The organism is Janthinobacterium sp. GW822-FHT07A03 (assembly GCF_058798815.1).
Map to the genome: position 1 here is coordinate 24916 of NZ_JBXAKW010000002.1, position 22602 is coordinate 47517.

Annotated in this window: 27 protein-coding genes and 1 tRNA gene; 17 read left to right on the plus strand and 11 right to left on the minus strand. The window is 64.4% G+C overall.

The window, feature by feature from the left end:
• Nucleotide 1: 1 nt before the first annotated feature.
• On the plus strand, nucleotides 2–934 hold the full coding sequence (locus tag AC1RJW_RS06100) for a 2-hydroxyacid dehydrogenase (RefSeq protein ID WP_493044232.1): 933 nt from the start codon (nucleotides 2–4) through the stop codon (nucleotides 932–934).
• A gap of 1 nt (nucleotide 935) precedes the next feature.
• The gene (locus tag AC1RJW_RS06105) at nucleotides 936–1856 is read left to right on the plus strand and encodes a hydroxymethylglutaryl-CoA lyase (RefSeq protein WP_493044233.1); all 921 of its coding nucleotides are present in this window, start codon (nucleotides 936–938) and stop codon (nucleotides 1854–1856) included.
• 115 nt (nucleotides 1857–1971) lie between these two features.
• Here AC1RJW_RS06105 and AC1RJW_RS06110 read toward each other — a convergent pair.
• A tRNA-Pro gene (locus AC1RJW_RS06110) sits at nucleotides 1972–2048 on the minus strand.
• 178 nt (nucleotides 2049–2226) lie between these two features.
• Here AC1RJW_RS06110 and AC1RJW_RS06115 point away from each other — a divergent pair.
• The 3 genes from AC1RJW_RS06115 to AC1RJW_RS06125 all read left to right on the plus strand — a co-directional run bounded on the left by AC1RJW_RS06115 (nucleotide 2227) and on the right by AC1RJW_RS06125 (nucleotide 3900).
• The gene (locus AC1RJW_RS06115) at nucleotides 2227–2847 is read left to right on the plus strand and encodes a hypothetical protein (protein ID WP_493044234.1); all 621 of its coding nucleotides are present in this window, start codon (nucleotides 2227–2229) and stop codon (nucleotides 2845–2847) included.
• Nucleotides 2848–2912: 65 nt separating this feature from the next.
• The gene (locus AC1RJW_RS06120) at nucleotides 2913–3524 is read left to right on the plus strand and encodes a nucleotidyltransferase domain-containing protein (protein WP_493044235.1); all 612 of its coding nucleotides are present in this window, start codon (nucleotides 2913–2915) and stop codon (nucleotides 3522–3524) included.
• Nucleotides 3460–3900: a hypothetical protein gene (locus AC1RJW_RS06125; protein ID WP_493044236.1), complete on the plus strand. Its 441-nt coding sequence runs from the start codon at nucleotides 3460–3462 to the stop codon at nucleotides 3898–3900. The genes AC1RJW_RS06120 and AC1RJW_RS06125 overlap by 65 nt, the downstream gene beginning before the upstream one ends.
• Before the next feature lie 5 nt (nucleotides 3901–3905).
• Here AC1RJW_RS06125 and rsmI read toward each other — a convergent pair whose 3' ends face one another.
• A complete protein-coding gene (gene rsmI / locus AC1RJW_RS06130) occupies nucleotides 3906–4814 on the minus strand; it encodes a 16S rRNA (cytidine(1402)-2'-O)-methyltransferase (protein WP_493044237.1) in 909 nt (302 codons plus the stop codon).
• 165 nt (nucleotides 4815–4979) lie between these two features.
• Here rsmI and AC1RJW_RS06135 point away from each other — a divergent pair, with 165 nt between their 5' ends.
• The 7 genes from AC1RJW_RS06135 to AC1RJW_RS06165 all read left to right on the plus strand — a co-directional run bounded on the left by AC1RJW_RS06135 (nucleotide 4980) and on the right by AC1RJW_RS06165 (nucleotide 9878).
• The gene (locus AC1RJW_RS06135; protein ID WP_493044238.1) at nucleotides 4980–6182 is read left to right on the plus strand and encodes a penicillin-binding protein activator; all 1203 of its coding nucleotides are present in this window, start codon (nucleotides 4980–4982) and stop codon (nucleotides 6180–6182) included.
• Nucleotides 6183–6192: 10 nt separating this feature from the next.
• A complete protein-coding gene (locus tag AC1RJW_RS06140; protein ID WP_493044239.1) occupies nucleotides 6193–6546 on the plus strand; it encodes a YraN family protein in 354 nt (117 codons plus the stop codon).
• A gap of 57 nt (nucleotides 6547–6603) precedes the next feature.
• Nucleotides 6604–7200: a phosphoheptose isomerase gene (locus tag AC1RJW_RS06145; protein ID WP_034752465.1), complete on the plus strand. Its 597-nt coding sequence runs from the start codon at nucleotides 6604–6606 to the stop codon at nucleotides 7198–7200.
• Complete coding sequence (locus AC1RJW_RS06150; RefSeq protein WP_493044240.1) at nucleotides 7193–7879, plus strand: BON domain-containing protein; 687 nt, start codon at nucleotides 7193–7195, stop codon at nucleotides 7877–7879. The genes AC1RJW_RS06145 and AC1RJW_RS06150 overlap by 8 nt, the downstream gene beginning before the upstream one ends.
• 86 nt (nucleotides 7880–7965) lie before the next feature.
• Nucleotides 7966–8487: a peroxiredoxin family protein gene (locus tag AC1RJW_RS06155; protein ID WP_493044241.1), complete on the plus strand. Its 522-nt coding sequence runs from the start codon at nucleotides 7966–7968 to the stop codon at nucleotides 8485–8487.
• Between the two features lie 108 nt (nucleotides 8488–8595).
• On the plus strand, nucleotides 8596–9186 hold the full coding sequence (locus tag AC1RJW_RS06160) for a sigma-70 family RNA polymerase sigma factor (RefSeq protein WP_493044242.1): 591 nt from the start codon (nucleotides 8596–8598) through the stop codon (nucleotides 9184–9186).
• Nucleotides 9183–9878, plus strand: a complete 696-nt coding sequence (locus AC1RJW_RS06165; protein ID WP_493044243.1) for an anti-sigma factor — start codon at nucleotides 9183–9185, stop codon at nucleotides 9876–9878. Before AC1RJW_RS06160 ends, AC1RJW_RS06165 begins: the two co-directional genes overlap by 4 nt.
• Before the next feature lie 139 nt (nucleotides 9879–10017).
• Here AC1RJW_RS06165 and AC1RJW_RS06170 read toward each other — a convergent pair whose 3' ends face one another.
• Both AC1RJW_RS06170 and AC1RJW_RS06175 read right to left on the minus strand, forming a co-directional pair.
• Nucleotides 10018–10440: a PaaI family thioesterase gene (locus AC1RJW_RS06170; RefSeq protein WP_070288962.1), complete on the minus strand. Its 423-nt coding sequence runs from the start codon at nucleotides 10438–10440 to the stop codon at nucleotides 10018–10020.
• Nucleotides 10441–10543: 103 nt separating this feature from the next.
• Nucleotides 10544–11701 carry a PepSY-associated TM helix domain-containing protein gene (locus AC1RJW_RS06175; protein ID WP_493044244.1) on the minus strand — a complete coding sequence of 386 codons (1158 nt, stop codon included), beginning with the start codon at nucleotides 11699–11701 and terminating at the stop codon, nucleotides 10544–10546.
• Nucleotides 11702–11916: 215 nt separating this feature from the next.
• On the opposite strand from AC1RJW_RS06175, the gene AC1RJW_RS06180 reads away from it, so the two are divergent.
• From AC1RJW_RS06180 to AC1RJW_RS06195, 4 genes are all read left to right on the plus strand, one after another.
• Nucleotides 11917–12462, plus strand: coding sequence for a YbhB/YbcL family Raf kinase inhibitor-like protein (locus AC1RJW_RS06180; protein WP_493044245.1), 546 nt, complete (start codon nucleotides 11917–11919; stop codon nucleotides 12460–12462).
• Nucleotides 12452–13273 carry a helix-turn-helix transcriptional regulator gene (locus AC1RJW_RS06185; protein ID WP_493044246.1) on the plus strand — a complete coding sequence of 274 codons (822 nt, stop codon included), beginning with the start codon at nucleotides 12452–12454 and terminating at the stop codon, nucleotides 13271–13273. Before AC1RJW_RS06180 ends, AC1RJW_RS06185 begins: the two co-directional genes overlap by 11 nt.
• A gap of 67 nt (nucleotides 13274–13340) precedes the next feature.
• Nucleotides 13341–13679 (plus strand): hypothetical protein, encoded by a 339-nt coding sequence (locus AC1RJW_RS06190; RefSeq protein WP_493044247.1) that lies wholly within the window; start codon nucleotides 13341–13343, stop codon nucleotides 13677–13679.
• A gap of 94 nt (nucleotides 13680–13773) precedes the next feature.
• Nucleotides 13774–15936: a TonB-dependent receptor gene (locus tag AC1RJW_RS06195; RefSeq protein ID WP_493044248.1), complete on the plus strand. Its 2163-nt coding sequence runs from the start codon at nucleotides 13774–13776 to the stop codon at nucleotides 15934–15936.
• Nucleotides 15937–16123: 187 nt separating this feature from the next.
• On the opposite strand, the gene ung is transcribed toward AC1RJW_RS06195, so the two are convergent.
• The 6 genes from ung to pdxR all read right to left on the minus strand — a co-directional run bounded on the left by ung (nucleotide 16124) and on the right by pdxR (nucleotide 20862).
• Entirely contained in the window at nucleotides 16124–16786 is a 663-nt protein-coding gene (gene ung, locus AC1RJW_RS06200) for a uracil-DNA glycosylase (RefSeq protein ID WP_493044249.1), read from the minus strand.
• 90 nt (nucleotides 16787–16876) lie between these two features.
• Nucleotides 16877–17182, minus strand: a complete 306-nt coding sequence (locus tag AC1RJW_RS06205; RefSeq protein WP_493044250.1) for a Txe/YoeB family addiction module toxin — start codon at nucleotides 17180–17182, stop codon at nucleotides 16877–16879.
• A complete protein-coding gene (locus AC1RJW_RS06210) occupies nucleotides 17163–17432 on the minus strand; it encodes a type II toxin-antitoxin system Phd/YefM family antitoxin (protein ID WP_493044251.1) in 270 nt (89 codons plus the stop codon). The genes AC1RJW_RS06205 and AC1RJW_RS06210 overlap by 20 nt, the downstream gene beginning before the upstream one ends.
• A 123-nt stretch (nucleotides 17433–17555) precedes the next feature.
• Nucleotides 17556–18572, minus strand: coding sequence for a lipoyl synthase (gene lipA, locus AC1RJW_RS06215; RefSeq protein WP_489629362.1), 1017 nt, complete (start codon nucleotides 18570–18572; stop codon nucleotides 17556–17558).
• A 37-nt stretch (nucleotides 18573–18609) separates the two neighbouring features.
• Nucleotides 18610–19314 carry a lipoyl(octanoyl) transferase LipB gene (gene lipB, locus AC1RJW_RS06220; RefSeq protein ID WP_219887747.1) on the minus strand — a complete coding sequence of 235 codons (705 nt, stop codon included), beginning with the start codon at nucleotides 19312–19314 and terminating at the stop codon, nucleotides 18610–18612.
• Nucleotides 19315–19389: 75 nt separating this feature from the next.
• Nucleotides 19390–20862: a MocR-like pyridoxine biosynthesis transcription factor PdxR gene (pdxR, locus tag AC1RJW_RS06225; RefSeq protein ID WP_493044252.1), complete on the minus strand. Its 1473-nt coding sequence runs from the start codon at nucleotides 20860–20862 to the stop codon at nucleotides 19390–19392.
• Between the two features lie 125 nt (nucleotides 20863–20987).
• Between pdxR and AC1RJW_RS06230 the strand changes: the two genes are divergently transcribed.
• Nucleotides 20988–22187 carry a multidrug effflux MFS transporter gene (locus AC1RJW_RS06230; protein ID WP_493044253.1) on the plus strand — a complete coding sequence of 400 codons (1200 nt, stop codon included), beginning with the start codon at nucleotides 20988–20990 and terminating at the stop codon, nucleotides 22185–22187.
• On the opposite strand, the gene AC1RJW_RS06235 is transcribed toward AC1RJW_RS06230, so the two are convergent.
• The gene (locus tag AC1RJW_RS06235) at nucleotides 22180–22476 is read right to left on the minus strand and encodes a DUF493 family protein (RefSeq protein WP_070257888.1); all 297 of its coding nucleotides are present in this window, start codon (nucleotides 22474–22476) and stop codon (nucleotides 22180–22182) included. The two genes, AC1RJW_RS06230 and AC1RJW_RS06235, sit on opposite strands and share 8 nt — an antisense overlap.
• Nucleotides 22477–22602: the final 126 nt, after the last annotated feature.

The window sequence follows — 22602 nt, forward strand, 5'->3', positions numbered from 1 at the left end:
CATGCGCATTCTTCTACAACGGTCGGACGGCAAGGAAGCGGCGTGGATCAGCGACTTCCGTGACTTGCTGCCCGAAGCCGAGATAGTCTTCTGGCGCGAAGGCGAGACATTCGCGCCATGCGATTATGCCGTCGTGTGGCAGCCGCCCGCCGCCATGCTGCCGGCATTGAGCGAAGTCAAAGCCATCTTCAACACGGGCGCCGGCGTCGACGCGCTGCTGAAGTTCGGCGACGCGCTGCCCGCCCACGTGCCGCTGGTGCGCCTCGACGACGCGGGCATGGGCGTGCAGATGGCCGAATATGTGAGCCACGCCGTGCTGCGCCACTTCCGCCGCTTCGACGACTACGAGGCGCAGGGCCGCGCCGGCATCTGGCAGCCGCTGCCCGCCTTCGACAAGATGGAGTTCCCCGTCGGCGTGCTGGGCATGGGCGTGCTGGGCACGCGCGTGCTGCAAGCGCTGGCACAGTTCGAATTCCCTTTGCGGGGATGGAGCCGCGGCCGCAAGCACATCGATGGCGTCGCATGCTTCGCGGGCGAGGAAGGGCTGGAAACCTTCTTGCGCGGCACGCGCGTGCTGGTGTGCATGCTGCCGCTCACGCCGGAGACGCACAACCTGCTCGACCGCGCGCGCCTGTCGATGCTGCTGCCCGGCGCCTACGTCATCAACGTGGCGCGCGGCGCGCATCTGGCCGAACCGGACTTATTGACGTTGATCCGCTCCGGGCATATCGCCGGGGCGACGCTCGACGTGTTCCGCAACGAGCCGCTGCCGCAGCAGCACCCGTTCTGGCAAGAACCGCGCATCACCATCACGCCGCATATTTCGGCCGCCACCCTGCGCCGCGAAAGCGTGGCGCAGATCGCCGCCAAGATGCGCCGCCTGCACGCCGGAGACTCCGTCGCCGGCATCGTCAACCGTTTGCAAGGATATTGAGATGAGCAATCAACCGCATTTGCCGAAACAGGTCAAGATCGTCGAAGTGGGTCCCCGCGACGGCCTGCAAAACGAGAAGGACACCATCAGCGCCGCCGTCAAGATCGAGCTGGTCGACCGCCTGACCCTGGCCGGCTTCGCCAATATCGAGGCGGCGTCGTTCGTCTCGCCGAAATGGGTGCCGCAGATGGCCACCAGCGCGGAAGTGATGGAAAAGATCGCGCGCCGCCCAGGCACCATTTATTCGGCGCTGACACCGAACATGCAGGGTTTCGATGCCGCGCTGGCGGCAAAAGCCGATGAAGTGGTGATCTTCGGTTCCGCGTCGGAGGCGTTCTCGCAAAAGAACATCAATTGCTCGATCGCCGAATCGATCGCCCGCTTCGAAGGCGTGGCGAAGGCGGCCAAGGAACACGGCCTGCGCCTGCGCGGCAGCATCAGCTGCGCCTTCGGCTGCCCCTACCAGGGCGACGTGCCGCTGGACGCCGTGGCCGACGTCGTGGGCCGCATGCGCGACCTCGGTTGCGACGAGATCGACATCGCCGACACCATCGGCGTGGCCACGCCAAGAAAGACGCAAGCGGTGATGCAGCGCGCCATCGCGGCTTTCCACGTGGGCGGCCTGTCCGGCCACTTCCACGATACCTACGGCCAGGCGCTGGCAAACATCTACGCCAGCCTGGAGGTGGGCATTGCGATTTATCATTCGTCCGTCTCCGGCCTGGGCGGCTGCCCGTACGCCAAGGGCGCCACGGGCAACGTGGCCACCGAGGACGTGCTGTACATGATGCAGGGACTGGGGATAGACACCGGCATCGACCTGGACCTGGTGGTGGACGCGGGGCAGTTCATCTCGCAGCAGCTGGGGCGCAAGGGGTCCAGCCGCGCGGGCAATGCCATCGCGGCGAAACGCGCAGCTTAAACGAAAGGGGCCGACGGCCCCTTTTTACTGCCTGCCTTTGCTGCATGCAGCATGTACGAAAGACAGACGAAAAAAAACCCAAGAGCCGAAACTCTTGGGTTTTTTTCTACAAATTTGGTCGGAGTACAAGGATTCGAACCTTGGACCCCCTGGTCCCAAACCAGGTGCGCTACCGGGCTGCGCCACACTCCGAAGACCAAGATAATACAGGCCGTATCGACTTCGGTCAAGGGTCAGGTGAAACTCTGTGTAAATTATTTACGCGCGGCACTGGGACCCATGTATTTTTCAAAACGATACAAGTATGCGACACTGGGTTTGCAAGTTTTCCCGATCAGACATGAAGGCGACGACGGCAATGGATTTCAGTATGGAAAGAAACGGCGGTGGCCAGCCCATGCCGAAGGGCCGCGGCATCGCGCTGGGCATCGCCGTGTCTCTGCTGCTGCATGGCGCCTTGATCTATCTGTGGCGCCATGTGCAGCCGCCTGCCCCGCCGGATGCGGCCCCGCGCGTGGAATCGATCGCCGTGTGGATACGTCCGCTGGCCGCCAAGCCCCCGCCGCCGCCCGTCGAGGTCGTCAAGCCGAAGCGCGAACCCAAGCCCATCAGCAAGCCGAAGCCTGCCGCTGCCCGGGAAAAGCCGGCGGCAGCCACGGCGCCGGCATCCAGCCCGCAAGCCATCACGGTGGTGCCGGCCTCACCGGCCACGCCGACGGCCAGTCCAGATGCATTGACGCAAGAGACACCGAAATTCGACATGGAAGCGGCCAGGAAGACGGCGCGCAAGATGGCGGGCGAGCGCGACCCGTCCAAGGTGGGCACGGCCGTGGGGCAAATCCCCGACAAGCCCCTGCAAACGGAAACCCAGCTGGCGCGCGACATCGCCCAAGGCAAGCGCGGCGATTGCCGCACCGCCTATTCCGGCGCAGGCTTGCTGGCGCCCGTGCTGATGTTGCTCGACAAGAAGGATAGCGGTTGCAAGTGGTGATGAGCTGCTTGACTATACCCATATTGGGTACTAACATACCCAATATGGGTACTTTCGCAGATACATTGTTTTCCAAGACACAGCAACGCGTGCTGGCTTTGCTCTTTGGCCAGGCGCAGCGCTCTTTCTATGCGAATGAAATCATCGCCTTCGCGGCCATCGGCTCGGGCGCCGTGCAACGCGAACTGGCCAAGCTGGTGAAATCGGCCCTGGTAACCGTCAAGAAAGTGGGCAACCAGAAGCATTACCAGGCAAATCATGATGCGCCGATCTTCGACGAGCTGCGCAGCATCGTGCTGAAAACCTTTGGTGTCGCCGATGTGCTGCGCGTGGCCCTGCAACCGTATTGGCAGGAAATCGACCTGGCGTTTGTGTACGGTTCGATGGCCAAGGGCACGGAACAGGCGCACAGCGACATCGACCTGATGGTGATCGGTAACATGGCATCGAATGCCCAGTTGCTGGCGGCGCTGCAGCCAGCGCAGCAGCAACTGGGGCGCAGCATCAACCCCACCTTGTACACACATGAAGAATGGCGGCAAAGAATAGACGACGGCAAGTCGTTCGCCGTGCGCGTCCTCGAACAGCCCAAGATTTTTGTCAAAGGGGCCAATGATGACCTCCTCAAGCTCACAGGCGCTGGCGAACCTGGCGCGCATCGGCCAGCTCAAGGCTGAGCCACCGGACGCACGCGAACGGGCGGGCTTGCTGCGCTCGGCTACCGTGCGCCTGCACGATGCCAGGCAGCCGATACTATCGCTGGAAAGCCGCTTCGACCTGGCGTATAACGCGGCGCATGCTGCCGCCCTGTCTGCGCTGCGTCAACATGGTTATCGCAGCGACAACCGCTATCTCGTCTTTCAAAGCCTGGAACACACGCTGGGTTTCACGCCACAGCAATGGCTGCTGCTAAATCAAGCCCACAAGAAGCGCAACCTGGCCGAATACGAGGGCGAGCTGGATGTCACGCAGGGCTTTGTCGACGAGTTGATCGAGCATGTGCAACAGCTGCTCGCAGCGGCGCAGGCGCTCGATACCCCACCGCCGTCCTGAGTCCCTTATTCCTGCCCCTTCAACTGCAACGCCCGCTCATACAGGGCGTTTTTCTTGCGGCCCGTGATTTGCGCCGTCAGATTCGCCGCCTGCTTGACGCTGCATTCGGCCAGCAGGATGTTCAGGATGCGTTCCGCTTCCACGTCTTCCGCGTCCTGTGCTTCGGTGGCGCCTTCGAGCAGGACGACGAATTCTCCTTTTTCGCGGTGCGCGTCGGCGCGGATCCAGCTTTCCGCCTCGGACAGGGGGCAGCGGTGGATTTCCTCGAACAGTTTCGTCAGTTCGCGCGCGAACACCACCTGGCGCGTCGGCTCGAACGCTTCTACCAGGGCCGTGGCGCAATCGAGGATGCGGTGCGGCGCTTCATAGAACACCATGGTCGCCGTCACGCCGCGCAGGCTGTGCAAGATGTTTTCGCGCTGCTTGGCCTTGGCCGGCAGGAAGCCGACAAAATAGAACTGGTCATTCAACAGGCCGCTGGCGGAAATGGCGGTGATCGCCGCCGACGGGCCGGGCAGGGGCAGCACGCGCAGTCCCGCCGCGCGCACGGCGTCGACGATGCGCGCGCCGGGGTCGGACACGGCAGGCGTGCCGGCGTCGGAAACGAGGGCGATGCGCTCGCCCGCCTGCAGGCGGGCGATCAAAGTCTGCGCCACTTCGCGTTCGTTATGTTGATGCGCCGCAATCAATGGCTTGTTCAAGCCGAAGCGCGTCAGCAGGTGCGCCGTATTGCGCGTATCTTCACAGGCGACGGCGTCGGCAAGGCTCAGCAAGTGCAGCGCGCGCAGGCTGATATCGGTCACATTACCGATGGGCGTGGCCACTATATACAATGTTGCGATAGGATAGACCTGGTGCGCCGCCTCTGTCATGATGGGCAGGCTGGCGATGGAACTGATTTCTTGTACGGTCATTTTGGAGGTTAAATGCTTGCTAATAGTGTGAAGTTACTGCTTGTTTGTGCCGCGACCGGCATGCTGAGCGCTTGCAGCACGCCTTGCGACGCGCCCGGGCAATTGTGCGCGCCTATTGAATCTAACACAAGGGCGCTGCCGCCACCGAAGCCGCTGCCGCCTCCCGTGCCGCCCAAGCCGCCCGCGCCCGAACCGGTGACGTTTGCCGTGGCCGTGCCCGATATTACCGCCTATGACGGCAGCGGCGCCCCGCTGGCGCCCATCACCACCAAGCCGGCCACGGGCACGCCGCAGGACATGCCGGCCGCCACGGCGCCGGCGCCATCCGACGGCAATCTGCACCACATCGGCCTGCTGCTGCCGCTGCGCTCCCCGTCCCTGGGCCCGGCCGCCGAATTGCTGCGCGCCGGCTTCATGGCCGCGTACGAGCGCGACCGCAGCGGCTTCGAAGTAACGGTGATCGACACGGGCGACGGCAGCACCGACGTCCTGAACAAGTTTGCGCAGGCGCAAGAGGAACAGGACATCGTCGTGGGGCCGTTGTCGCGCTCGGCGGTGACGGCCGTGGCGAACAGCGACCTGGTGCGTAAACCAACGATCGCCCTGAACCACCCGGACAACCGCGGCGAGGCGCGCCTGCCGGCCAAGCTGCTGGTGATGGGCCTGTCGATCGAGGCGGAAGCGCGCCAGGTCGCCGCCTGGGCCGCCAGCGAACAGCCGGGCGCCAGCGCCCTGATCCTGTCGGCCGGTTCGCCCTCGCAGCGCCGCATCAGCGCCGCCTTCAAGCAGGAATGGCTGCGCCAGGGCGGCAAGGTCGATGCGATGGACTTGACGGCCACGAATGGCTACCTGAGCGATGCGGAACTGGTGCAGCTGCGCGCACGCCTGGCCGCCACGCCGCCGGGCCTGCTGTTTGCCGCGCTGGACGCCGACCAGGCGCGCCAGCTGCGCGTGGCCATCGGCAGCGATCTGCCCCTGTATGGCACCTCATCACTGAACCCCGGCGCCGGGCGCGGCGCCAGCGGGCCTGAACTCGACGGCGCGCGCCTGCTGGACCTGCCATGGCAGGTGCGGCGCGACCATCCGCAAGTGATGGTGTATCCGCAGCCGCCGCAACCGGCGGACGCCCGTTTGACGGCCGACATGGAACGCCTGTACGCGCTGGGCATCGACGCCTTCCGCGTGGCGCGCGAAGTGGCGCTGCGGCCGAACGCGCCATTCACGCTCGATGGCGTGACGGGCCGCCTGGCCGTGCGCTTTGAGAATGATCAAAGCGTGTTCGAACGCACGGAACAGGCTGCCACCTACCAGCAGGGCGTGCTGGGCACCTGGCCGCCGGCCCCGCCGGCCGCGCCGCCGGTACAATAAGGACACCGCCATGCCGCCCTTCTGGAACAAACGGGAACGGGGACGGCAGGGGGAAGACGATGCGCTCGCGTATCTGCTGCTGCAAGGCTTGGTGCTGCTGGAACGCAATTATCTGTGCAAGGGCGGCGAGCTGGACCTGATCATGCGCGATGGCGCCGCCATCGTCTTCGTCGAAGTGCGGCTGCGCAGCAGTGCCAGCTTCGGCGGCGCCCTGGCCAGCATCACGCCAGCCAAGCAGCGGCGCATGGCGGTGGCCGCGCAAACCTGGCTGCTGGGACAAAAAATCGTGCCGCCGTGCCGCTTCGACGCGCTGGCCATCGACGGCGGGCGCATCAGCTGGCTGAAGAACATCCTCGATATGTAAGCATTTTTAACAGTGCTTGTCCGCCATGCCGCGCGCCTGCACTATAATCGGCAGACTATGAATAATCAACGCATCCTCTCGCACTTCCACGAAAGTGCCGAACTCAAGATCCAGGCCGCTACCGTACTGGCGCAACCCATTGCGCAGGCGATCGACCTGATGTTTTATGCATTGTCCAACGGCAACAAAATCCTGGCTTGCGGCAACGGCGGTTCCGCCGCCGACTGCCAGCATTTCGCGGCCGAGCTGGTGGGACGCTTCGAACGCGAGCGCTTTCCGCTGCCGGCCCTGGCGCTGACGACGGATACGTCGATCCTGACGGCCGTGGCCAACGACTACAGCTACCGCGAGATCTTCTCGAAGCAGGTGCAGGCCTTCGGCCAGGCCGGCGACATCCTGCTGGCCATCTCCACGTCGGGCAATTCGGCCAACGTGATGGCCGCCGTGGAAGCGGCGCTCGAGCGCGAAATGCGCGTCGTGGCGCTGACGGGCAAGGACGGCGGCGCCATCGGCAAGATGCTGACGGACGCCGACGTGCATATCTGCGTGCCGGCCGAGCGCACGGCGCGCATCCAGGAAGTCCATCTGACCACCATACATTGCATCTGCGACGGCATCGACGTCGCGCTATTCGGAGGAGACGTGAATGACTAAATTCGGTACTGGCCCAGGCTGGAAACGCATACAACGCCCGCTGGCCACCGCACTGCTGTGCGGCGCCATGCTCACTTCGCTCACCGGCTGCATCGAACTGATGGTCGGCGGCGCGGTGATGGGCGGCGTTGCCGCGGCGGACCGCCGCACCCTGGGCGCCCAGACCGAAGACAAGTCGATCGCCCTGAAAGGCGAATCGCGCATCCCCTCCATCGTCGGCGACGTGGGCCACGTGAATGTCACCAGCTTCAACCGCCGCGTCCTGCTGACGGGCGAAGTGCGCGACGAGGCGATGAAAAATGCCGTCGAGCGCGAAGTGCGCAACATCGAAGGCGTGGAATCGGTGGCCAATGAATTGATCATCGCCGGCCCGGCCAGCTATACCTCGCGCTCGAACGACGCGCTGATCACCACCAAGGTGAAAGCCAGCCTGGTCGACATGAAAACCATCTCGGCCGCCTCGTTCAAGGTCGTCACGGAAAACGCCACCGTCTTCCTGATGGGACGCGTGACCCAGCGCGAAGGCACGGTCGCGGCCGACGTGGCGCGCGGCGTGGGCGGCGTGCAGAAAGTGGTCAAGCTGTTCGACTACATTTCGGAAGCGGAACTGAAGCAATTGCAGCCCGATCCGCCGCAGCAGCGCACGACGAACACGGTCAGCGATACGGTCCAGCAATAAGCGCCTCCGCCGTTTGACCTACGGCGCCTGGGTGATGATGCGACTATAATGGCTGCATCATTGCCCTACATTAGTGAAACTTCGCCATGTCAACTTCGCCCTCCGCCAGCAAGTCCTGGATCAAGCCCGCCCTGATCGCCGTCTTCGTGGCGGGCGTGGCGGCGGCCGGCTATCTGTCGCTGAACGACAAGCAAAGCGCGCCGGACGTGACCTTCCACGGCATCCATGGCGAGAAGATCACCTCGGCCAGCCTGCGCGGCAAGGTGGTGATGGTCAATTTCTGGGCTACCTCGTGCACCACTTGCGTGGCGGAAATGCCGGAAATGGTAGACACCTACAACAAGTACAAGGGGCAGGGACTGGAATTCGTGGCCGTGGCCATGAAATACGATCCGGCCAACTACGTGCTGAACTTCGCCGAAACGCGCCAGCTGCCGTTCAAGGTGGCGCTCGACGTGACGGGCGAGGCGGCCAAGGCCTATGGCGACGTCGCCCTCACGCCCACCACCTTCGTGCTCGACAAGCAGGGCAAGATCCTCAAGCGCTATGTGGGCAAGCCGGAATTTGCCGAACTGCACAAGCTGCTGGAAACCGCCATCGCCGGCTGATCCAGCGCAAGCCCGCCTGCCAGCACGGCACAAAACCCTGTTGCCAAGTGTTGCCAAACTGTTATAACCTTCCCCTGCGTGATCCCATTCACCTTGTGAAGGCCAGCCGTGTCCCCAGCCGCTCAATCGCTTGACCCGCAGCAACTCAAAGCCTGGCTGCTTGCCACCGGGAACAAGGACGCCACGGCGTTCCGCCAGCTATATAACTCCACATCATCGAAACTGTTTGGCTTCGCGCTGCGTATATTGCATAAGCAAGAGCTCGCTGAAGAAGCCTTGCAAGAGGGGTTCGTCGCCATCTGGAACAACGCCGCCGCTTACCAGAGCCATCTGGCCGCGCCGATGACCTGGATGGCCACCATCGTGCGCAACAAGGCGTTCGATGTGCTGCGGCGCAGTGACGATACCGTGGAAATCGATGCCGAACAGTTTGATAGCGAAGTCATGAATGCACTCCGGGACCCCCAGGCCACGCCGATCGAATCACTGCAGCTGAGCGGTGACGCCAAGGCGCTGGCGTTTTGCATGTCGGCCCTGGAAGGGCTGCACCGGCAGGTGGTCGCCCTGGCCTTCTATCACGACCTGTCGCACAGCGAAGTGGCGCAGCAGATGTCGCTGCCGATCGGCACCGTGAAGACGTGGATACGCCGCAGCCTGGAACGGCTGCGCACGTGCCTGGCGAAACGGGAGGCATCATGAATATCCGCGGCAATGACGCGCTGCGCCAGAAACTGGCGTCCGAATACGTGCTGGGCACCCTGAAAGGGGGCGCGCGGCGGCGTTTCGAAGGCTGGCTGCACAACGACGCCGATTTGCGCAATATCACGGCCGAATGGCGCCAGCGCCTGGAACCGATGGCGGAATTCGCCACGCCCGTGGTGGCGCCCAAGCGCGTGTGGCAGCAGATCGAACAGCGCCTGCACCTGGCGCCGCAGGGCGGCTGGTCCTGGTTCCGCGATGCGCTGTCGTTCTGGCGTGGCCTGGGCATGGCCTCGAGCGCCATCGCCGCGCTGCTGGTGATCGTCTTGGCCACGCGCGTGATGGACGCGCCGCAAATCAGCTATGTCGCCAGCCTGACGGACGAAAAAGCGCAAACGGCCCTGCTGCTGACGGCCGACAGCCGCCACGGCGCGCTCGAGGTGCGCATGGTGGCCAACGCGCCCGTGCCTGCCGACCGCGACCTGGAACTATGGGCCGTGCCGAAGAGCGGCAACCCGCGCTCCCTGGGTTTACTCGCCGACAAGGGCAACGTGAAACTGGCCCTGTCCCAGCGCGCCCTCGGCAGCGACGTGGCCCTGCTGGCCGTCACCCTGGAGCCGAAAGGCGGTTCGCCGAATCCGGACGGGCCGACGGGACCGATTTTGTATAAAGGTAACTGGGTAAAAATGTGATAACGCCTGACCAAACCTACTGCGCGTCGGTATAGGCGGCCTGCGATGCTCACCGTACTAGAAGTACGGTTGCGCTTCTTAGCCACCTCTCCCTTCCGCTCGCTACGGTTTTGTCAGACGTTGATACGCTATCAATAACTTACTTCGGGTACAGAATCATCTGCGTGCAGCGGAACAGGGCAATCGTCTTGCCCGTTTCCTTGCTTTTCACCACGGCATCCCACACTTGCGTGTTGCGGCCCTTGTGCTCGACCTTGGCCGTGCAGGTGAGCGTGCCTTCGCGGGCCGTGCCCAGGTGGTTCGATTTCAGCTCGATGGTGGTGAAATTCGTCGCGCCCTCGGGCAGGTTGACGATGCAGCCATAGCCGGACGCCGTGTCGGCCAGCGTCACCACGCTGCCCGCGTGCAGGTAGCCGTTCGGCGCCAGCAGATGCGGCAAGACGGGCAATTCCGCCGTCAGCTGGCCGTCGCCCACGGCCGTGATGACGATGCCCAGGTGGCCGGGCAGGCGGCCCGTGCCGCGTTCATTCAACATTGCTACGGTGATGTCGGGATTGCTCATGGTCTCTGCTTTTCCTTGTTGTCGTGGTCATGCCGGACAGCGGCAAGGCTGCCGGAAAATACTATGATGATAGCAATTTTTCCGGCAACGGTTTGGCCGCCGCTTATTTCCGGCCGCGCTGCCGTTTCCACCACACCAGGGTCCCCGTCAGCAGGAACAGCAAGGGCATCAGGCCGAACAGCGTAATGAAGGCGCGCCCGGCCACGCCAAATGCCTGGCCCGAATGCAGGGGGAATTGCCAGCCCAGGAAAACGTCTCCGGCCGGCGCCCGCAAGGGATCGCGTATGCGCAGGGGCGAGCCGCTGCGCGCATCGAGGGTGATGCGCGTGGCGCCGTCGCCGTGGGCAATTTCACCGGGCTGGCGCACGCGCACGTCGTACGGCTGGTCCTTTTTGGCCGGCAGCACGATGCGCGACACGCGCGCCTGCGGAAACAGCTGCTGCGCGGCGGCCATGGCCTGGCCGACATCGAGCAGAGCGCCCTCCTGCTGCACATTCTTGAGTTTTGCCGTGTCCGGCACCGTCGACACCAGCTCCACCAGGGGCACGACCAGCTGTGGCAAATTGAAATAGATGCCGGAAAAGGCGATCACGGCCAGCACGGGCGCGGCAAAGAAGCCCGCCGCCTTGTGAAACGTGTAATTGAAACGGGGCCAGGAGCCGCCATGCGACACGGTCAGGGCGCGCCGGATCGCCGTCCACTGCAGGCGCGGCCACCACAGGTAGATGCCGCTCATGGCCATCAGCAGCAGGGCCACGCCGGAAATGCCCGTGATGGTCTTGCCCACGTCGCCGGACAGTAAATAGCGGTGCAAATGAAACATGCCCGACATCAGCAATGGCCGCGAGAGGCCGAAGCGTCCCCAGTCGCGCTCGCCTTTGACTTGCAGGGTGTAGGGGTCGACCATCACCTGGCGCACGATGGCCTGGCTGAAGGCAGAAGGTTTGCCGGCCTGGCGGTACGAAGCCACGTACACGTCGCGCGCATCGGCGGGCGGATTAAGCTGGCTCGGCTTGCCGTAGGCGGGGTCGGCCGTAAGCCCATCCACCACCGCCTGCAGCGTGCGCGGCGTCACCTGGAACACCTGGCCAGGCGCGGGCGTGCTCGCCTGCAACAAATTGGGATTCAGATATGCGTCGAGTTCCGGCATCCAGGCGATGGCGGAACCGGTCAAGCCCAGCAGGACGAACAGGGCGCCGAACCATAGCCCCACGTACAGGTGCAGTTTGCTGAGCAACCACTTGATCGGGCGTCGGGACATGGAAACTTTGGGAAATTTAGGCTGCGGAACGATAGCATGAAAGCCCGACAGTGAAAATCATGCGCGGTCAGAAAGCGGCAAACCACACAACACGCTCATGCAAACGTCGGAAATAGGAGAAAACGAGCGTTTCGGCACCATCAGCGAGCGCATCGGCATCGCGCGGTTATGTTGCGCGACATACACTTTCCCCTATACTTATCGAAAGGAAAATTATGACCGCCTCCCGCTTCCTCGCCGCCACCTTGGGCCTCGCTCTTCAACTGGGCGCGCACGCCGCCGATTTCACGGTGACCAGCAGCGACATCGCCCCCGGCCAGCGCCTGGCGAGCGCGCAAGTATTCCAGGGCTTCGGCTGCACGGGCGGCAACCTGGCGCCGCAATTGTCGTGGAGCAACGCGCCGGCCGGCACCAAAAGCTACGCCATCACCCTGTACGACCCGGACGCGCCCACGGGCAGCGGCTGGTGGCACTGGAGCGTGTTCAATGTGCCAACCAGCACCACGTCCTTGCCTGCGGGAACGACAACCGCCACCTTGCCGGCCGGCGCCGTACAAGGGCGCAACGATTACGGCGACAGCGCCTACGGCGGCGCCTGCCCGCCACCGGGCGACAAGGCCCACCGCTACCAGCTCACGGTCTGGGCCCTGAAAACGGACAAACTGCCGCTGGACCGGCACGCCAGCGGCGCCATGCTCGGCTACATGCTCAACGCCAACGCGCTGGGCAAGGCACAGCTGACGGGACTGTATGGCAGATGACGTGGAGGCGGTGGCCCTGATCGAGCTGCGCATCGCCCACGGCACCATCGAGGCGCGCCGCGCGCAAACCCTGCGCCGCGTGCCCGTCTTCCAGAGCGCCCTGTGCCGCGTGCGGCAAGGAACCAAGCTGCTGGAATGGGGCGCCCGCCAGGCGCGCGCCGGCACGCACGACGTGGTGCTGATGCCGGCGGGACAGGAACTGGGCGTGGCCAACTTGCCCGGCGCGCAAGGCTACCGGGCGGAAGTGCTGAGTTTTTCGCCGGCCCTGATCGCCCGTTTCCGCGCGCGCCATGGCGGCCTCGTCGATACCCAGCTGCGCCAGGCGGCCACGGCCAGCCTGTGCGTGCCGCTCGACCTGCACGCGGCGCTGGCCTGGGACCAGCTGACGGCCAGCCTGGCGGGCAGCACACCGCCCGCGCTGCTGGCGCACCAGGCGGAAGGCTTGCTGCTGGCCCTGGCCCTGGGCGGCCATTGCGGCCCGCTGCTGCTGGACCGCCGCGATCCGCTGGCCGCGCGCGTGCAGCAAGTGCTGCTGCTGGACCCGGGCGCCGACTGGAGCGTGGCCAAGGTTGCCAGCCATCTGCACATGGGCGCCTCGACCCTGCGCCGCCAGCTGGCCCTGGAGCGGCGCCATTTCCGCGCCATCCTGGAAGACGTGCGCCTGGGACTGGCCTTGCAGGAATTGCAGTCTGGCATCTTACCCATCACCGACATCGCCGCCGCCTGCGGCTACGCCTCGCCATCGCGCTTCGCGGCCCGCTTTCGCCAGCACTACGGCCTGTCGCCGCGCGACCTGCGCGCCACCTTGTAAGCCCGCTCCAGCGCAAATGACGCAACAAGCGCTGACAGCGGGGCGATTTTCTTGCTACTATGCGCCCATGTCTTCCCGCCAGCCATCCCGCAAGCCTTACCCGGCGTCCGCCCTCGCGCGCACGCCGTGGCAGCTGTGCGTGGCGCTGTTCAGTGCGCTGGCCCTCGTGTTCCTGCTGTCGACGGCCGCCTCGCACCTGCACAAGACGACGCTCGACGCGGAAGAATGCGCGCTGTGCGCCACCGTCATCGACAAGGTGGCCGATATCGCCGTGCCGCCGGCCATCGCCGAGCCGCCCGCCCAGTTACTGCCGTACCGCCTGCTGGCCATCGCGCCCGCTACCCTGGCGCCCGTCGCCGCCCTCGTCCTGCCGCCCGTGCGCGGCCCGCCTGCCGCCTCACTGTAGTTTCCACGCTGTTTTTTTATCCTTTTCAGGCTGCCCCTTGCCGCACTTTGATGCGCGCCGGGCCGCCTGGCGTTGACTATCTTTGAGGTTTACCATGCAACACACACCACGCCTGAGCGCGCTGTCGCTCGCCCTTGCCAGCCTGTTTACCGTTTCCGCCCATGCCGCCGAGCCTGCCGAAGCCAGCACCGCGACGGATGCCGCCCCGCCGGAAATGCAAAAGGTCGAAGTCACGTCCGCCCATCTGAAAAGCGCGCGCATCGAACTGTCGCCGAAGGTCGGCACCACCATCTACAGCATCGACAGCCACATGGTCGACATGCTGGGCCAGGGCGACAACACGCCGTTCAATGAAGTGCTGCTGCGCCTGCCGGGCGTGTCGCAGGATTCGAAAGGTTCCGGCGCCCTGCACGTGCGCGACGACCATGCCAACGTGCAATACCGCATCAACGGCGTGCAGTTGCCCGAAAGCATCAGCGGTTTCGGCCAGTCCATCGACACGCGATTGATCGACAAGACGGATTTCATGACGGGCGCCTTGCCGGCCCAGTTCGGCCTGCGCACGGCCGGCATTGTCGATATTGAAACGAAGGAGGGCGGACTGACGCCCGGCGGGCGCATCGGCATCATGGTCGGCAGCCATGACCACGTGGAGCCGAGTGCCGAATTTTTCGGCAGCGTGGGCAAGTTCAATTACTACCTGTCCGGCAGCTACCTGGGCAATGCCCTGGGCGTGGAAAACCCGCAGGACACGCGCAGCGCCCTGCACGACAAGACGCGCCAGAACAAATCGTTCGGCAGCCTGTCGTATTTCCTCGATGACAACACGCGCCTGGGCGCCATGTTCGGCACGTATAACGGCCGCTTCCAGATCCCGAACAACCCGGACCAGGCACCGGGCTTCTCGCTGGCCGGCCACAGCGACGCGCAGGCGGGCACGTCCAGCATCCCTTCATCGCAGCTGAATGAAAACCAGCGCGAAGTGAACCGTTTTCTCGTGCTGTCGCTGCAAAAAAGCCTGGGCGACGTCAATTACCAGGTGTCGGCCTTCCACCAGTATTCGGAACTGCACTTCACGCCCGACGCCATCGGCGACCTGATCTACAACGGCGTGGCCTACGATTCGCGCCGCGCGAACAGCGCCTCCGGTGCCCAGTTCGACATCAGCTACAAGCTGCACCAGGACCACACCGTGCGCGCGGGCCTGGCCTACACGCGCCAGAAGACGAGCAGCGACAACACGGTGGCCGTCTTCCCGAGTATTGACGGGGCGCAAACCGCCACCACGCCGATCAGCATTCTGGACAACAGCGGCAAGACGGGCACCCTGGCCAGTGTCTACCTGCAGGATGAATGGCACATCAGCAAGCCATTGACCCTGAACTACGGCGCCCGCTTCGACAAGGTCTCGGCCTACACGAGCGAGCAGCAATGGAGCCCGCGCGTCAACCTGGCCTACCAGATCGCGCCGGGCACGGCCCTGCACGCGGGCTATTCGCGCTACTTCACGCCGCCGCCGCAGGAACTGGCCGCCCAGGCCAGCATCGACCTGTATGCGAACACGACGAATGCGCCGGAAATCGGCCAGTCCGACAACGTCAAGTCCGAGCGCACGCACTACTATGACGTGGGCATCAGCCACCAGGTCAATTCGAAACTGACCGTGACGGCCGATGTATATTATAAAAAGATTAATAACCTGCTCGACGAAGGCCAGTTCGGCCAGGCTTTGATCCTGACGCCGTTCAACTATGCGGACGGCTACGCCAAGGGCCTGGAATTGTCCGCCATCTACAGCGAGAAAAACTGGGGCCTGTTCCTCAACGCCAGCACGCAAAAGGCGCAGGGTCGCAACATCAATTCGGGACAAGCCCTGTTTGGCGCCGATGAGTTGAACTACATCAGCACACACTATGTCTACCTCGATCATGACCAGAAATACACGCTGTCGGGCGGTGGCCACTATCACTTCGGCGATTCGCAAGTGAGCGCTGACTTCCTCTACGGCAGCGGCCTGCGCATGACGCCGGATGGCGGCGCACCGAATTCCGGCCATTTGCCGAGTTACTTCACCGTCAACACGGCGCTCACGCACACGTGGAAGAACACGCCCGTGGGCAAGGTGGAAGGACGCCTGGCCCTGATCAACCTGTTCGACAAGTCGTACCTGCTGCGCGACGGTTCCGGCGTGGGCGTGGGAGCGCCGCAGTATGGCGCCCGCCGCAGCATCTACGCCGGCCTGTCCACCAGTTTTTAACACCTGACAGTACCTACTGCGCGGCGTGGGGCGCGGCCTCCGATGCTCACTGTGCTAAAGCACAGCTGCGCTTCTCGGCCACGCCGCACATCCGCTCGCTACGGTTCTGTCCAGGTGTTGTAAGTCGCGCGAAGACAGCGGCAGGGAGCAACGCCTGCCGCTGTCGGTTGCCGTACTGTGTCATGACTTATCCCCAGGCGATGGCTTTCTGTCCATGTGCCTGCAGATACGCATTCGTCAGACTGAACGGCTTGCTGCCAAAGAAACCTTTGCTGGCCGACAAGGGAGATGGATGCGGCGCCGTCAGCACCAGGTGCTTGCCGGGGTCGATCAGGCTGCGCTTGGCTTGCGCATAGCCGCCCCACAGGATGAACACGAGGTGTTCGCGCTCGGCCGACAGGTGGCGGATGGCGCTGTCCGTCAGCTTTTCCCATCCCTTGGCCGCGTGCGAGCCGGCCGCCCCGGCGCGCACCGTCAGCACGCTGTTGAGCAAGAACACGCCTTGCTGCGCCCAATCGGACAAATCCGTGCGCGTGCGCATCACGCCCACGTCGCTCTGTAATTCCTTGAAGATATTCTGCAGGCTCGGCTGCGGCGGCGTGCCTTCGGGAATCGAAAAGCACAGCCCCATGGCGGCGCCCGGCGTGTGATACGGGTCTTGCCCCAGGATCACGACTTTGACTTGCTCGAACGGCGTCAGGTCGAAGGCGCGAAAAATGGTTTTACCCGGCGGAAAACACGGCCCCGCCGCGTACTCTTCCTTCACGAAGGCGGCCAGGCGCTCCCAGTAGGGCTGGGCAAACTCCCCCTCCAGCCGCGCCTTCCACGATGCGTCGATGCGTACGTCCATGGCTCCCCCGTCAATCATGTTTTTAAAACATCATTGATCAGTATAGCCGCGTCACGTTCGTTACCGCGTTACGGTACGGCTGGGCAATGCCTATTTGTCGTCATAGTGATAACGGCAGGCCGCCACGTAGATGCAGCCCGCGTCGGGCAGATACACAAGCCGGTGCTGGCGGTCGATGCGGCGCGACCAAAAGCCCGTCAGGTCGCCTTTCAGCGGTTCCGGCTTGCCCGTGCCCTTGAACGGATCGGCCAGGCATGCATCGAGCAAGTCATTGATTTTTTGCAGGATTTTCAGGTCGCGCTCTTGCCAGAACAGATAATCTTCCCAGGCATGATCGGTCCAGGCCAGCACGGCGGCGCGCGCCTGCTGCTTGTTTTCAGTCTTCCAGTTTTTCATGCCGCGCCAATGCTCGTGGCTGCGCCTTGCCCGCCTTGATCTGCGCCACGGACGCCATCAGGCGGCTGGCATTCTTTGCCGTGCCCAGCAAATACAGGGTTTCCTCGATGCTGTTGTAGTCCGACAAGGACAGCATCACCACATGCTCGCCATTCACGCGCGTGATCACCGTAGGCGTATGGTCGTTGCAGACGTCGTCCATCACGCTTTTCAGGCCCGCGCGCGCCTCGCTGAAAGTCAGGATATTCATGCCGTGCCACCGCTCCATGGAAAGTACATGCCAATAATTGTACAGGATGTTGTACATCACTTCAATCAGGCAAAAAAAAGCCGCCAGCGCTATCGCGGGCGGCTTTGATCTGGCGCAAACGGCTTAGAAATTCAGCGCCGATTCCACGCCGGCGCTGTGCGCCTGTTCATCCGCGTGGTACGAGCTGCGCACCATGGCGCCCACGGCGGCGTGGGTGAAGCCCATTTTATAGGCTTCTTCCTCGAACATTTTAAACACGTCCGGGTGCACGTAGCGGCGCACGGGCAGGTGGCTGTTCGATGGCGCCAGGTACTGGCCGATGGTCAGCATGTCGATGTCGTGCTCGCGCATGTCGCGCATGACTTGCAGGATTTCCTCGTCCGTCTCGCCCAGGCCCACCATGATGCCGGACTTGGTCTTCACGTCCGGGTACATGGCCTTGAAATCCTTCAGCAGCTTCAGCGAGTGCATGTAGTCGGAGCCGGGACGGGCTTCCTTGTACAGGCGCGGCGCCGTTTCCAGGTTGTGGTTCATGACGTCAGGCAAGCCATCCTTGAACAGATTCAACGCTTTTTCCAGGCGGCCACGGAAGTCGGGCACCAGCACTTCGATGCGGGTGTTCGGCGACAGGGCGCGCGTTTGCTGGATGCACTCGACGAAATGGCCGGCGCCGCCGTCGCGCAAGTCATCGCGGTCGACGGAGGTGATGACGACGTAGTTCAGGCGCAGCTTGGCGATGGTTTTCGACAGGTTGGCCGGCTCTTCCTTGTCCAGCGGGTCCGGACGGCCGTGGCCGACGTCGCAGAACGGGCAGCGGCGCGTGCACTTGTCGCCCATGATCATGAAGGTGGCCGTGCCCTTGCCGAAGCACTCGCCGATGTTCGGGCAGCTGGCTTCCTCGCACACCGTGACGAGCTTGTTTTCGCGCAGGATGTCCTTGATTTCATAGAAACGGGTCGAAGCCGAAGCGGCCTTGACGCGGATCCAGTCCGGCTTTTTCAGGCGCTCGATCTGCTCGATCGGGACGATCTTGATCGGGATGCGCGAAGTCTTGCTGGCGCCTTTTTGCTTTTCGCTCGGGTTGTACGCAGGAGCGGCAGTAGCGGCGGGGGCGGTGCTGGAAATGGTCTCAGAAGTCATGGCTGCAAGCCCTTGACGGGCATGTTGGTTTGTTTGCTCAGGCATCCGCTGCCTGAGGCGCGCCTGCGGCGCTGTTTACTTCGCTTACATCGAGTAATACGGTCAATTCCTGGGCCAGGGCCCGCTGCACCTCGGCCAGCGGCGCCACGACGCCCATGCTGCGCATGTCCACCGTCTTCAGGCCGGAATAGCCGCAAGGGTTAATCCAGGAAAACGGCGCCAGGTCCATCGCCACGTTGAGCGATACGCCATGGTAGGTGCAGCCGTTGCCGCGCACTTTCAATCCCAGCGCGGCAATCTTCGCACCCTTGTCTGGCCCGCCGGCAATATAGATGCCGGGCGCGCCATCGATGCGTTCGCCAGCGAGATTATACGCCGCCAGCACGTTGATGATGGCTTGCTCGATTTTATGCACGAACTGGCGCGCATACAGCTTGCCGCCCGGCTTGTTGCGGCGCAAGTCCATCAGCAGGTAAATCACCACCTGGCCGGGGCCGTGGAAGGTGACTTCGCCGCCCCGGTCCGTCTGTACCACGGGGATCGCGTCCGCGCCGGCCAGCAGATGGCCGCGGTCGGCCGCCAGGCCCAAAGTAAATACGGGCGGATGCTCGACGATCCACAGTTCGTCGCGCGTATCCGTCGTGCGCGCGTCGGTAAAGGCGCGCATGGCGGCAAAGGTCGGCTCGTAATCGACGCGGCCCAGCTCGCGGATCAGCGCCGTTTCGGTGCGGGTGGTGGTCATGACAGATTCTGTAATCAGCTGCCGGCGCCCTGCGGACGCTGCGGCGAAGCCGTGATTATAAGCCAGGCCGCCGTTTCATTCAGCCGCGGGCGCCGGCGGCAGCAGCAATCTGCCCAATTTTTGTGCAGCGTGGCGCACCTGGGCCAGGCTCAGCGCCGTGTAGCCGAGCAGCACGGCCGGCGCCAGCCTGGCGCTGTGGCAAAAATCGCCGAGCGGCTGCAGCGCCAGCCCGTCCTGCGCGGCGCGCGCGCAAAACGCCCGCTCGTCGCTGCCCGGCGGCAGCCACAGCACGCAATGAAAACCCGCCTGCTGGCCGGAAATCGCGTAACGCCCGGGGGCAAGCTGCTCGAGGCAGGCCAGCAGCAGGTCGCGCCGCTCCTTGTAGGCCAGGCGCGCCTGGCGCAGATGGCGCACGAAGGCGCCTTCCTCCATCCAGGCGGCCAGCGCCAGCTGTTCCGTCACGCCCACGGACCTGCCCGTCAACTGCACGATGCGCAGCAGCTGCGGGCGCAAGGCGGGCGGCAGCACCATGAAACCCACGCGCAGGCCGGCAAACAGGGTCTTGTTAAAACTGCCACAATAAATCACGCGCTGGTACTGGTCCAGCGCCTTCAGGGCCGCCAGCGGCGCGCTGTGGTAGTTGAATTCGCTGTCGTAATCGTCTTCCACCACCCAGGCGCCGCTGTCGTTCGCCCATTCCAGCAAGGCCAGGCGGCGCGTGACGGACATGGTCACGCCCAGCGGCGACTGGTGCGCCGGCGTCACGTACGCGAGGCAGGCGTCCGTGTGCGCGGCCAGGGCGGCGCAATCGATGCCCTCGGCATCGACGGCAATATCCGCCGGCACGGCGCCGGCCAGGGCGAACAGGGCGCGCGCGGCCGGGTACCCCGGTTCTTCCAGGCACACCTTGTCGCCATCGCGTACGATGCTGCGCGCCAGCAAGTCGATCGCGTGGCGGATGCCCGTGGTAACAAGGATATCTTGCGGGTCGCAGCGGATGCCGCGGTACTTGGCAAGGAAATCGGCAATCTGCTGGCGCAGCTGGGGCAGGCCGGCCGGATCGGCGCTGCACAGCTGTTCCGGCGTGGCGGCGGCCAGCGCCCGCGTGGCGCACTTGGACCAGGCGGCCATGGGAAACAGGCTGGCGTCGGCGCGCCGCGCCACGAAGGGCAAGCCGTCGCGCACGCCCGTGTCCGGGGCGGGCGCGGGCACGCTGGCCGGCGCGGCCGGGGCGGTGTCGCCGAAACCCGCCATCAGGAAGCGTTCCGGCACCACGGCGCACACGCGCGTGCCGGAACCGGGCACGCGCGTCACGTACGCTTCCGCATGCAGGCGGTCGAAGACGGTTTCGATGGTGCCACGCGACAACTCCCACCGTTCCGCCAGGGTGCGGCTCGATGGCAGCCGGCTGCCGGCCGGCAGCATCTTCGTCAGGATGGCCGAGCGCAGCGCTTCATACGCGCCATCCTGCTTGTTGACGCCTGCCTTGTCGAGCCAGCTGGTGGGGCGGGGCAAGTCCAGGGCGTGCGGTGATTTTCCTCGCGGCATGATGATCGTCCAAGTGGTCCAATGAATTTTCTGATGACTGGCACTTCGCATTACACCACAACCATCCTACTCTCACCGTTCCGGTGCGCCAGCGGGGCGCACGTTTGCAAGGATCGTATAAAACAATGCAGAAACACATCGCTTTATGGGCCTGGGGCGGCATCGTGCTGCTGCTGGTCTGCCTGTCGCGCATCAGCATCGACATCTATCTCCCTTCGCTGCCGGCCATGGCCGATGCCCTGCATGCCAGCGATGCCCAGTTGCAACTGACCCTGAGCCTGTTCATGGCCGGCTCGGCCGCCTCGATGCTCGCTTGCGGGCCGCTGGCCGACCGCTACGGACGCCGTCCCGTGCTGCTGGCCGGCACGGGCATTTTTGTGCTCGCCAGCATCGTCTGCACCTTCACCAGCGATGTGCACGTGCTGATCGCCGCGCGCGTGCTGCAGGCGTTCGGCGGCTGCAGCGGCACCATCATCGGCCGGGTCATGGTGCGCGACCGCTTCGCCCCCGCCACGCAGGCGCGCATGCTGGGGCAAATCTCGATGGTGATGGGCCTGTCGCCGATCCTGGCGCCGCTGGCCGGCAGCGTGCTCGATGCGGCGTTCGGCTGGCGCGCCGTGTTTGGCATGCTGTGCCTGCTGGGCGCGCTGTCGTTGTGGCTGATCGCCGCCTGGGTGCCGGAAACCAGGCCGGCCAGCGTCGTGCCACAGGGCAATACCCTGGCGCTGTACCGCCGCCTGCTGGGCGACGCGTATTTCCTGCGCTATGCGCTGGCCATCGGTTGTGTGTATTGCACGTATTTCCCGTTCATCGCGGAATCATCCGTGCTGTTGCAAAGGGGCATGCACCTGTCGCCCGGCGCGTATGCGCTGGTGTTCGGGCTGACGGTGAGCGGCTATATCGCGGGGTCGAGCCTGTTCCGCGCGCTGGGACCGCGCCTGGGCGCCAATCACATGCTGGGCGTGGCGGTGTTGCTGAATGTGGCGGGGGCGGCCAGTCTATTGCTGGCGGGTACGTTGGCGCCGCAGCACGTGGCGTCGCTGGTGGCGCCCATGCTGCTGGTGATGGTATCGGTGGGCATGGCGATTCCCGCCTGCCAGCTGGCCGTGCTGCAGCCGTATGGCGCCCAGGCGGGCAGCGCCTCGGGCCTGTTCTTCTTCGTGCAGATGGCCATTACGGCCGCCTGCGGCGCCGTCATCGCCGCCATCACGGACGGCAGCGAAAAACCGCTGCTGTGGGTGACGGCGGCGGCCAGCGGCGCCTTTGCCGCCGTCTGGCTGCTCACGAAGAGCCGGGCCAGCGTGGCGGCAGCCAGTCTTACATAACGATCTTCACCATCGGGTGGCCCGACAGCGCCATGTACAGGGCGTCGAGCTGCTCGCGGCTGATGGCGCGCACGGTCACGGTCAGGCCCGTGTAATTGCCCTTGCCCGATGGGCGCTCTTCCATGCGGCCCGCATGGAAGGTCGGATCGTGGCTGATGACCAGCTCGAGCATGGTCGGCGCGAAGTCGACATGCGTCGGGCCCATGATCTTGATGGGAAAGTCGCTCGGATACTCGATCAGCGATTCGCTGGGAGGAATCGTCACTTCGGTGGGTGGGGTGGTTTGCATAGGAAATCCAATCAGTGCCGGTCAGAACAGGCCGCGCCGCGCATGGCGCGCAGCGGCTGCATAAAGACGTATTGTAGCCAACTTTGAGGGCGCATGCGCCCGCCGCCATGGCGCCGGCCTGGCGCA

What these genes read in the sequence shown, in the direction of transcription:
- AC1RJW_RS06100 (WP_493044232.1), top strand. Translation starts at nt 2, where the DNA reads ATGCGCATTCTTCTACAACGGTCGGACGGCAAGGAAGCGGCGTGGATC.
- AC1RJW_RS06105 (WP_493044233.1), top strand. Translation starts at nt 936, where the DNA reads ATGAGCAATCAACCGCATTTGCCGAAACAGGTCAAGATCGTCGAAGTG.
- AC1RJW_RS06115 (WP_493044234.1), top strand. Translation starts at nt 2,227, where the DNA reads ATGGAAAGAAACGGCGGTGGCCAGCCCATGCCGAAGGGCCGCGGCATC.
- AC1RJW_RS06125 (WP_493044236.1), top strand. Translation starts at nt 3,460, where the DNA reads ATGATGACCTCCTCAAGCTCACAGGCGCTGGCGAACCTGGCGCGCATC.
- rsmI (WP_493044237.1), bottom strand. Translation starts at nt 4,814, where the DNA reads ATGACCGTACAAGAAATCAGTTCCATCGCCAGCCTGCCCATCATGACA.
- AC1RJW_RS06140 (WP_493044239.1), top strand. Translation starts at nt 6,193, where the DNA reads ATGCCGCCCTTCTGGAACAAACGGGAACGGGGACGGCAGGGGGAAGAC.
- AC1RJW_RS06145 (WP_034752465.1), top strand. Translation starts at nt 6,604, where the DNA reads ATGAATAATCAACGCATCCTCTCGCACTTCCACGAAAGTGCCGAACTC.
- AC1RJW_RS06150 (WP_493044240.1), top strand. Translation starts at nt 7,193, where the DNA reads ATGACTAAATTCGGTACTGGCCCAGGCTGGAAACGCATACAACGCCCG.
- AC1RJW_RS06155 (WP_493044241.1), top strand. Translation starts at nt 7,966, where the DNA reads ATGTCAACTTCGCCCTCCGCCAGCAAGTCCTGGATCAAGCCCGCCCTG.
- AC1RJW_RS06165 (WP_493044243.1), top strand. Translation starts at nt 9,183, where the DNA reads ATGAATATCCGCGGCAATGACGCGCTGCGCCAGAAACTGGCGTCCGAA.
- AC1RJW_RS06170 (WP_070288962.1), bottom strand. Translation starts at nt 10,440, where the DNA reads ATGAGCAATCCCGACATCACCGTAGCAATGTTGAATGAACGCGGCACG.
- AC1RJW_RS06175 (WP_493044244.1), bottom strand. Translation starts at nt 11,701, where the DNA reads ATGTCCCGACGCCCGATCAAGTGGTTGCTCAGCAAACTGCACCTGTAC.
- AC1RJW_RS06180 (WP_493044245.1), top strand. Translation starts at nt 11,917, where the DNA reads ATGACCGCCTCCCGCTTCCTCGCCGCCACCTTGGGCCTCGCTCTTCAA.
- AC1RJW_RS06185 (WP_493044246.1), top strand. Translation starts at nt 12,452, where the DNA reads ATGGCAGATGACGTGGAGGCGGTGGCCCTGATCGAGCTGCGCATCGCC.
- AC1RJW_RS06190 (WP_493044247.1), top strand. Translation starts at nt 13,341, where the DNA reads ATGTCTTCCCGCCAGCCATCCCGCAAGCCTTACCCGGCGTCCGCCCTC.
- AC1RJW_RS06195 (WP_493044248.1), top strand. Translation starts at nt 13,774, where the DNA reads ATGCAACACACACCACGCCTGAGCGCGCTGTCGCTCGCCCTTGCCAGC.
- ung (WP_493044249.1), bottom strand. Translation starts at nt 16,786, where the DNA reads ATGGACGTACGCATCGACGCATCGTGGAAGGCGCGGCTGGAGGGGGAG.
- AC1RJW_RS06205 (WP_493044250.1), bottom strand. Translation starts at nt 17,182, where the DNA reads ATGAAAAACTGGAAGACTGAAAACAAGCAGCAGGCGCGCGCCGCCGTG.
- AC1RJW_RS06210 (WP_493044251.1), bottom strand. Translation starts at nt 17,432, where the DNA reads ATGAATATCCTGACTTTCAGCGAGGCGCGCGCGGGCCTGAAAAGCGTG.
- lipA (WP_489629362.1), bottom strand. Translation starts at nt 18,572, where the DNA reads ATGACTTCTGAGACCATTTCCAGCACCGCCCCCGCCGCTACTGCCGCT.
- lipB (WP_219887747.1), bottom strand. Translation starts at nt 19,314, where the DNA reads ATGACCACCACCCGCACCGAAACGGCGCTGATCCGCGAGCTGGGCCGC.
- pdxR (WP_493044252.1), bottom strand. Translation starts at nt 20,862, where the DNA reads ATGCCGCGAGGAAAATCACCGCACGCCCTGGACTTGCCCCGCCCCACC.
- AC1RJW_RS06230 (WP_493044253.1), top strand. Translation starts at nt 20,988, where the DNA reads ATGCAGAAACACATCGCTTTATGGGCCTGGGGCGGCATCGTGCTGCTG.
- AC1RJW_RS06235 (WP_070257888.1), bottom strand. Translation starts at nt 22,476, where the DNA reads ATGCAAACCACCCCACCCACCGAAGTGACGATTCCTCCCAGCGAATCG.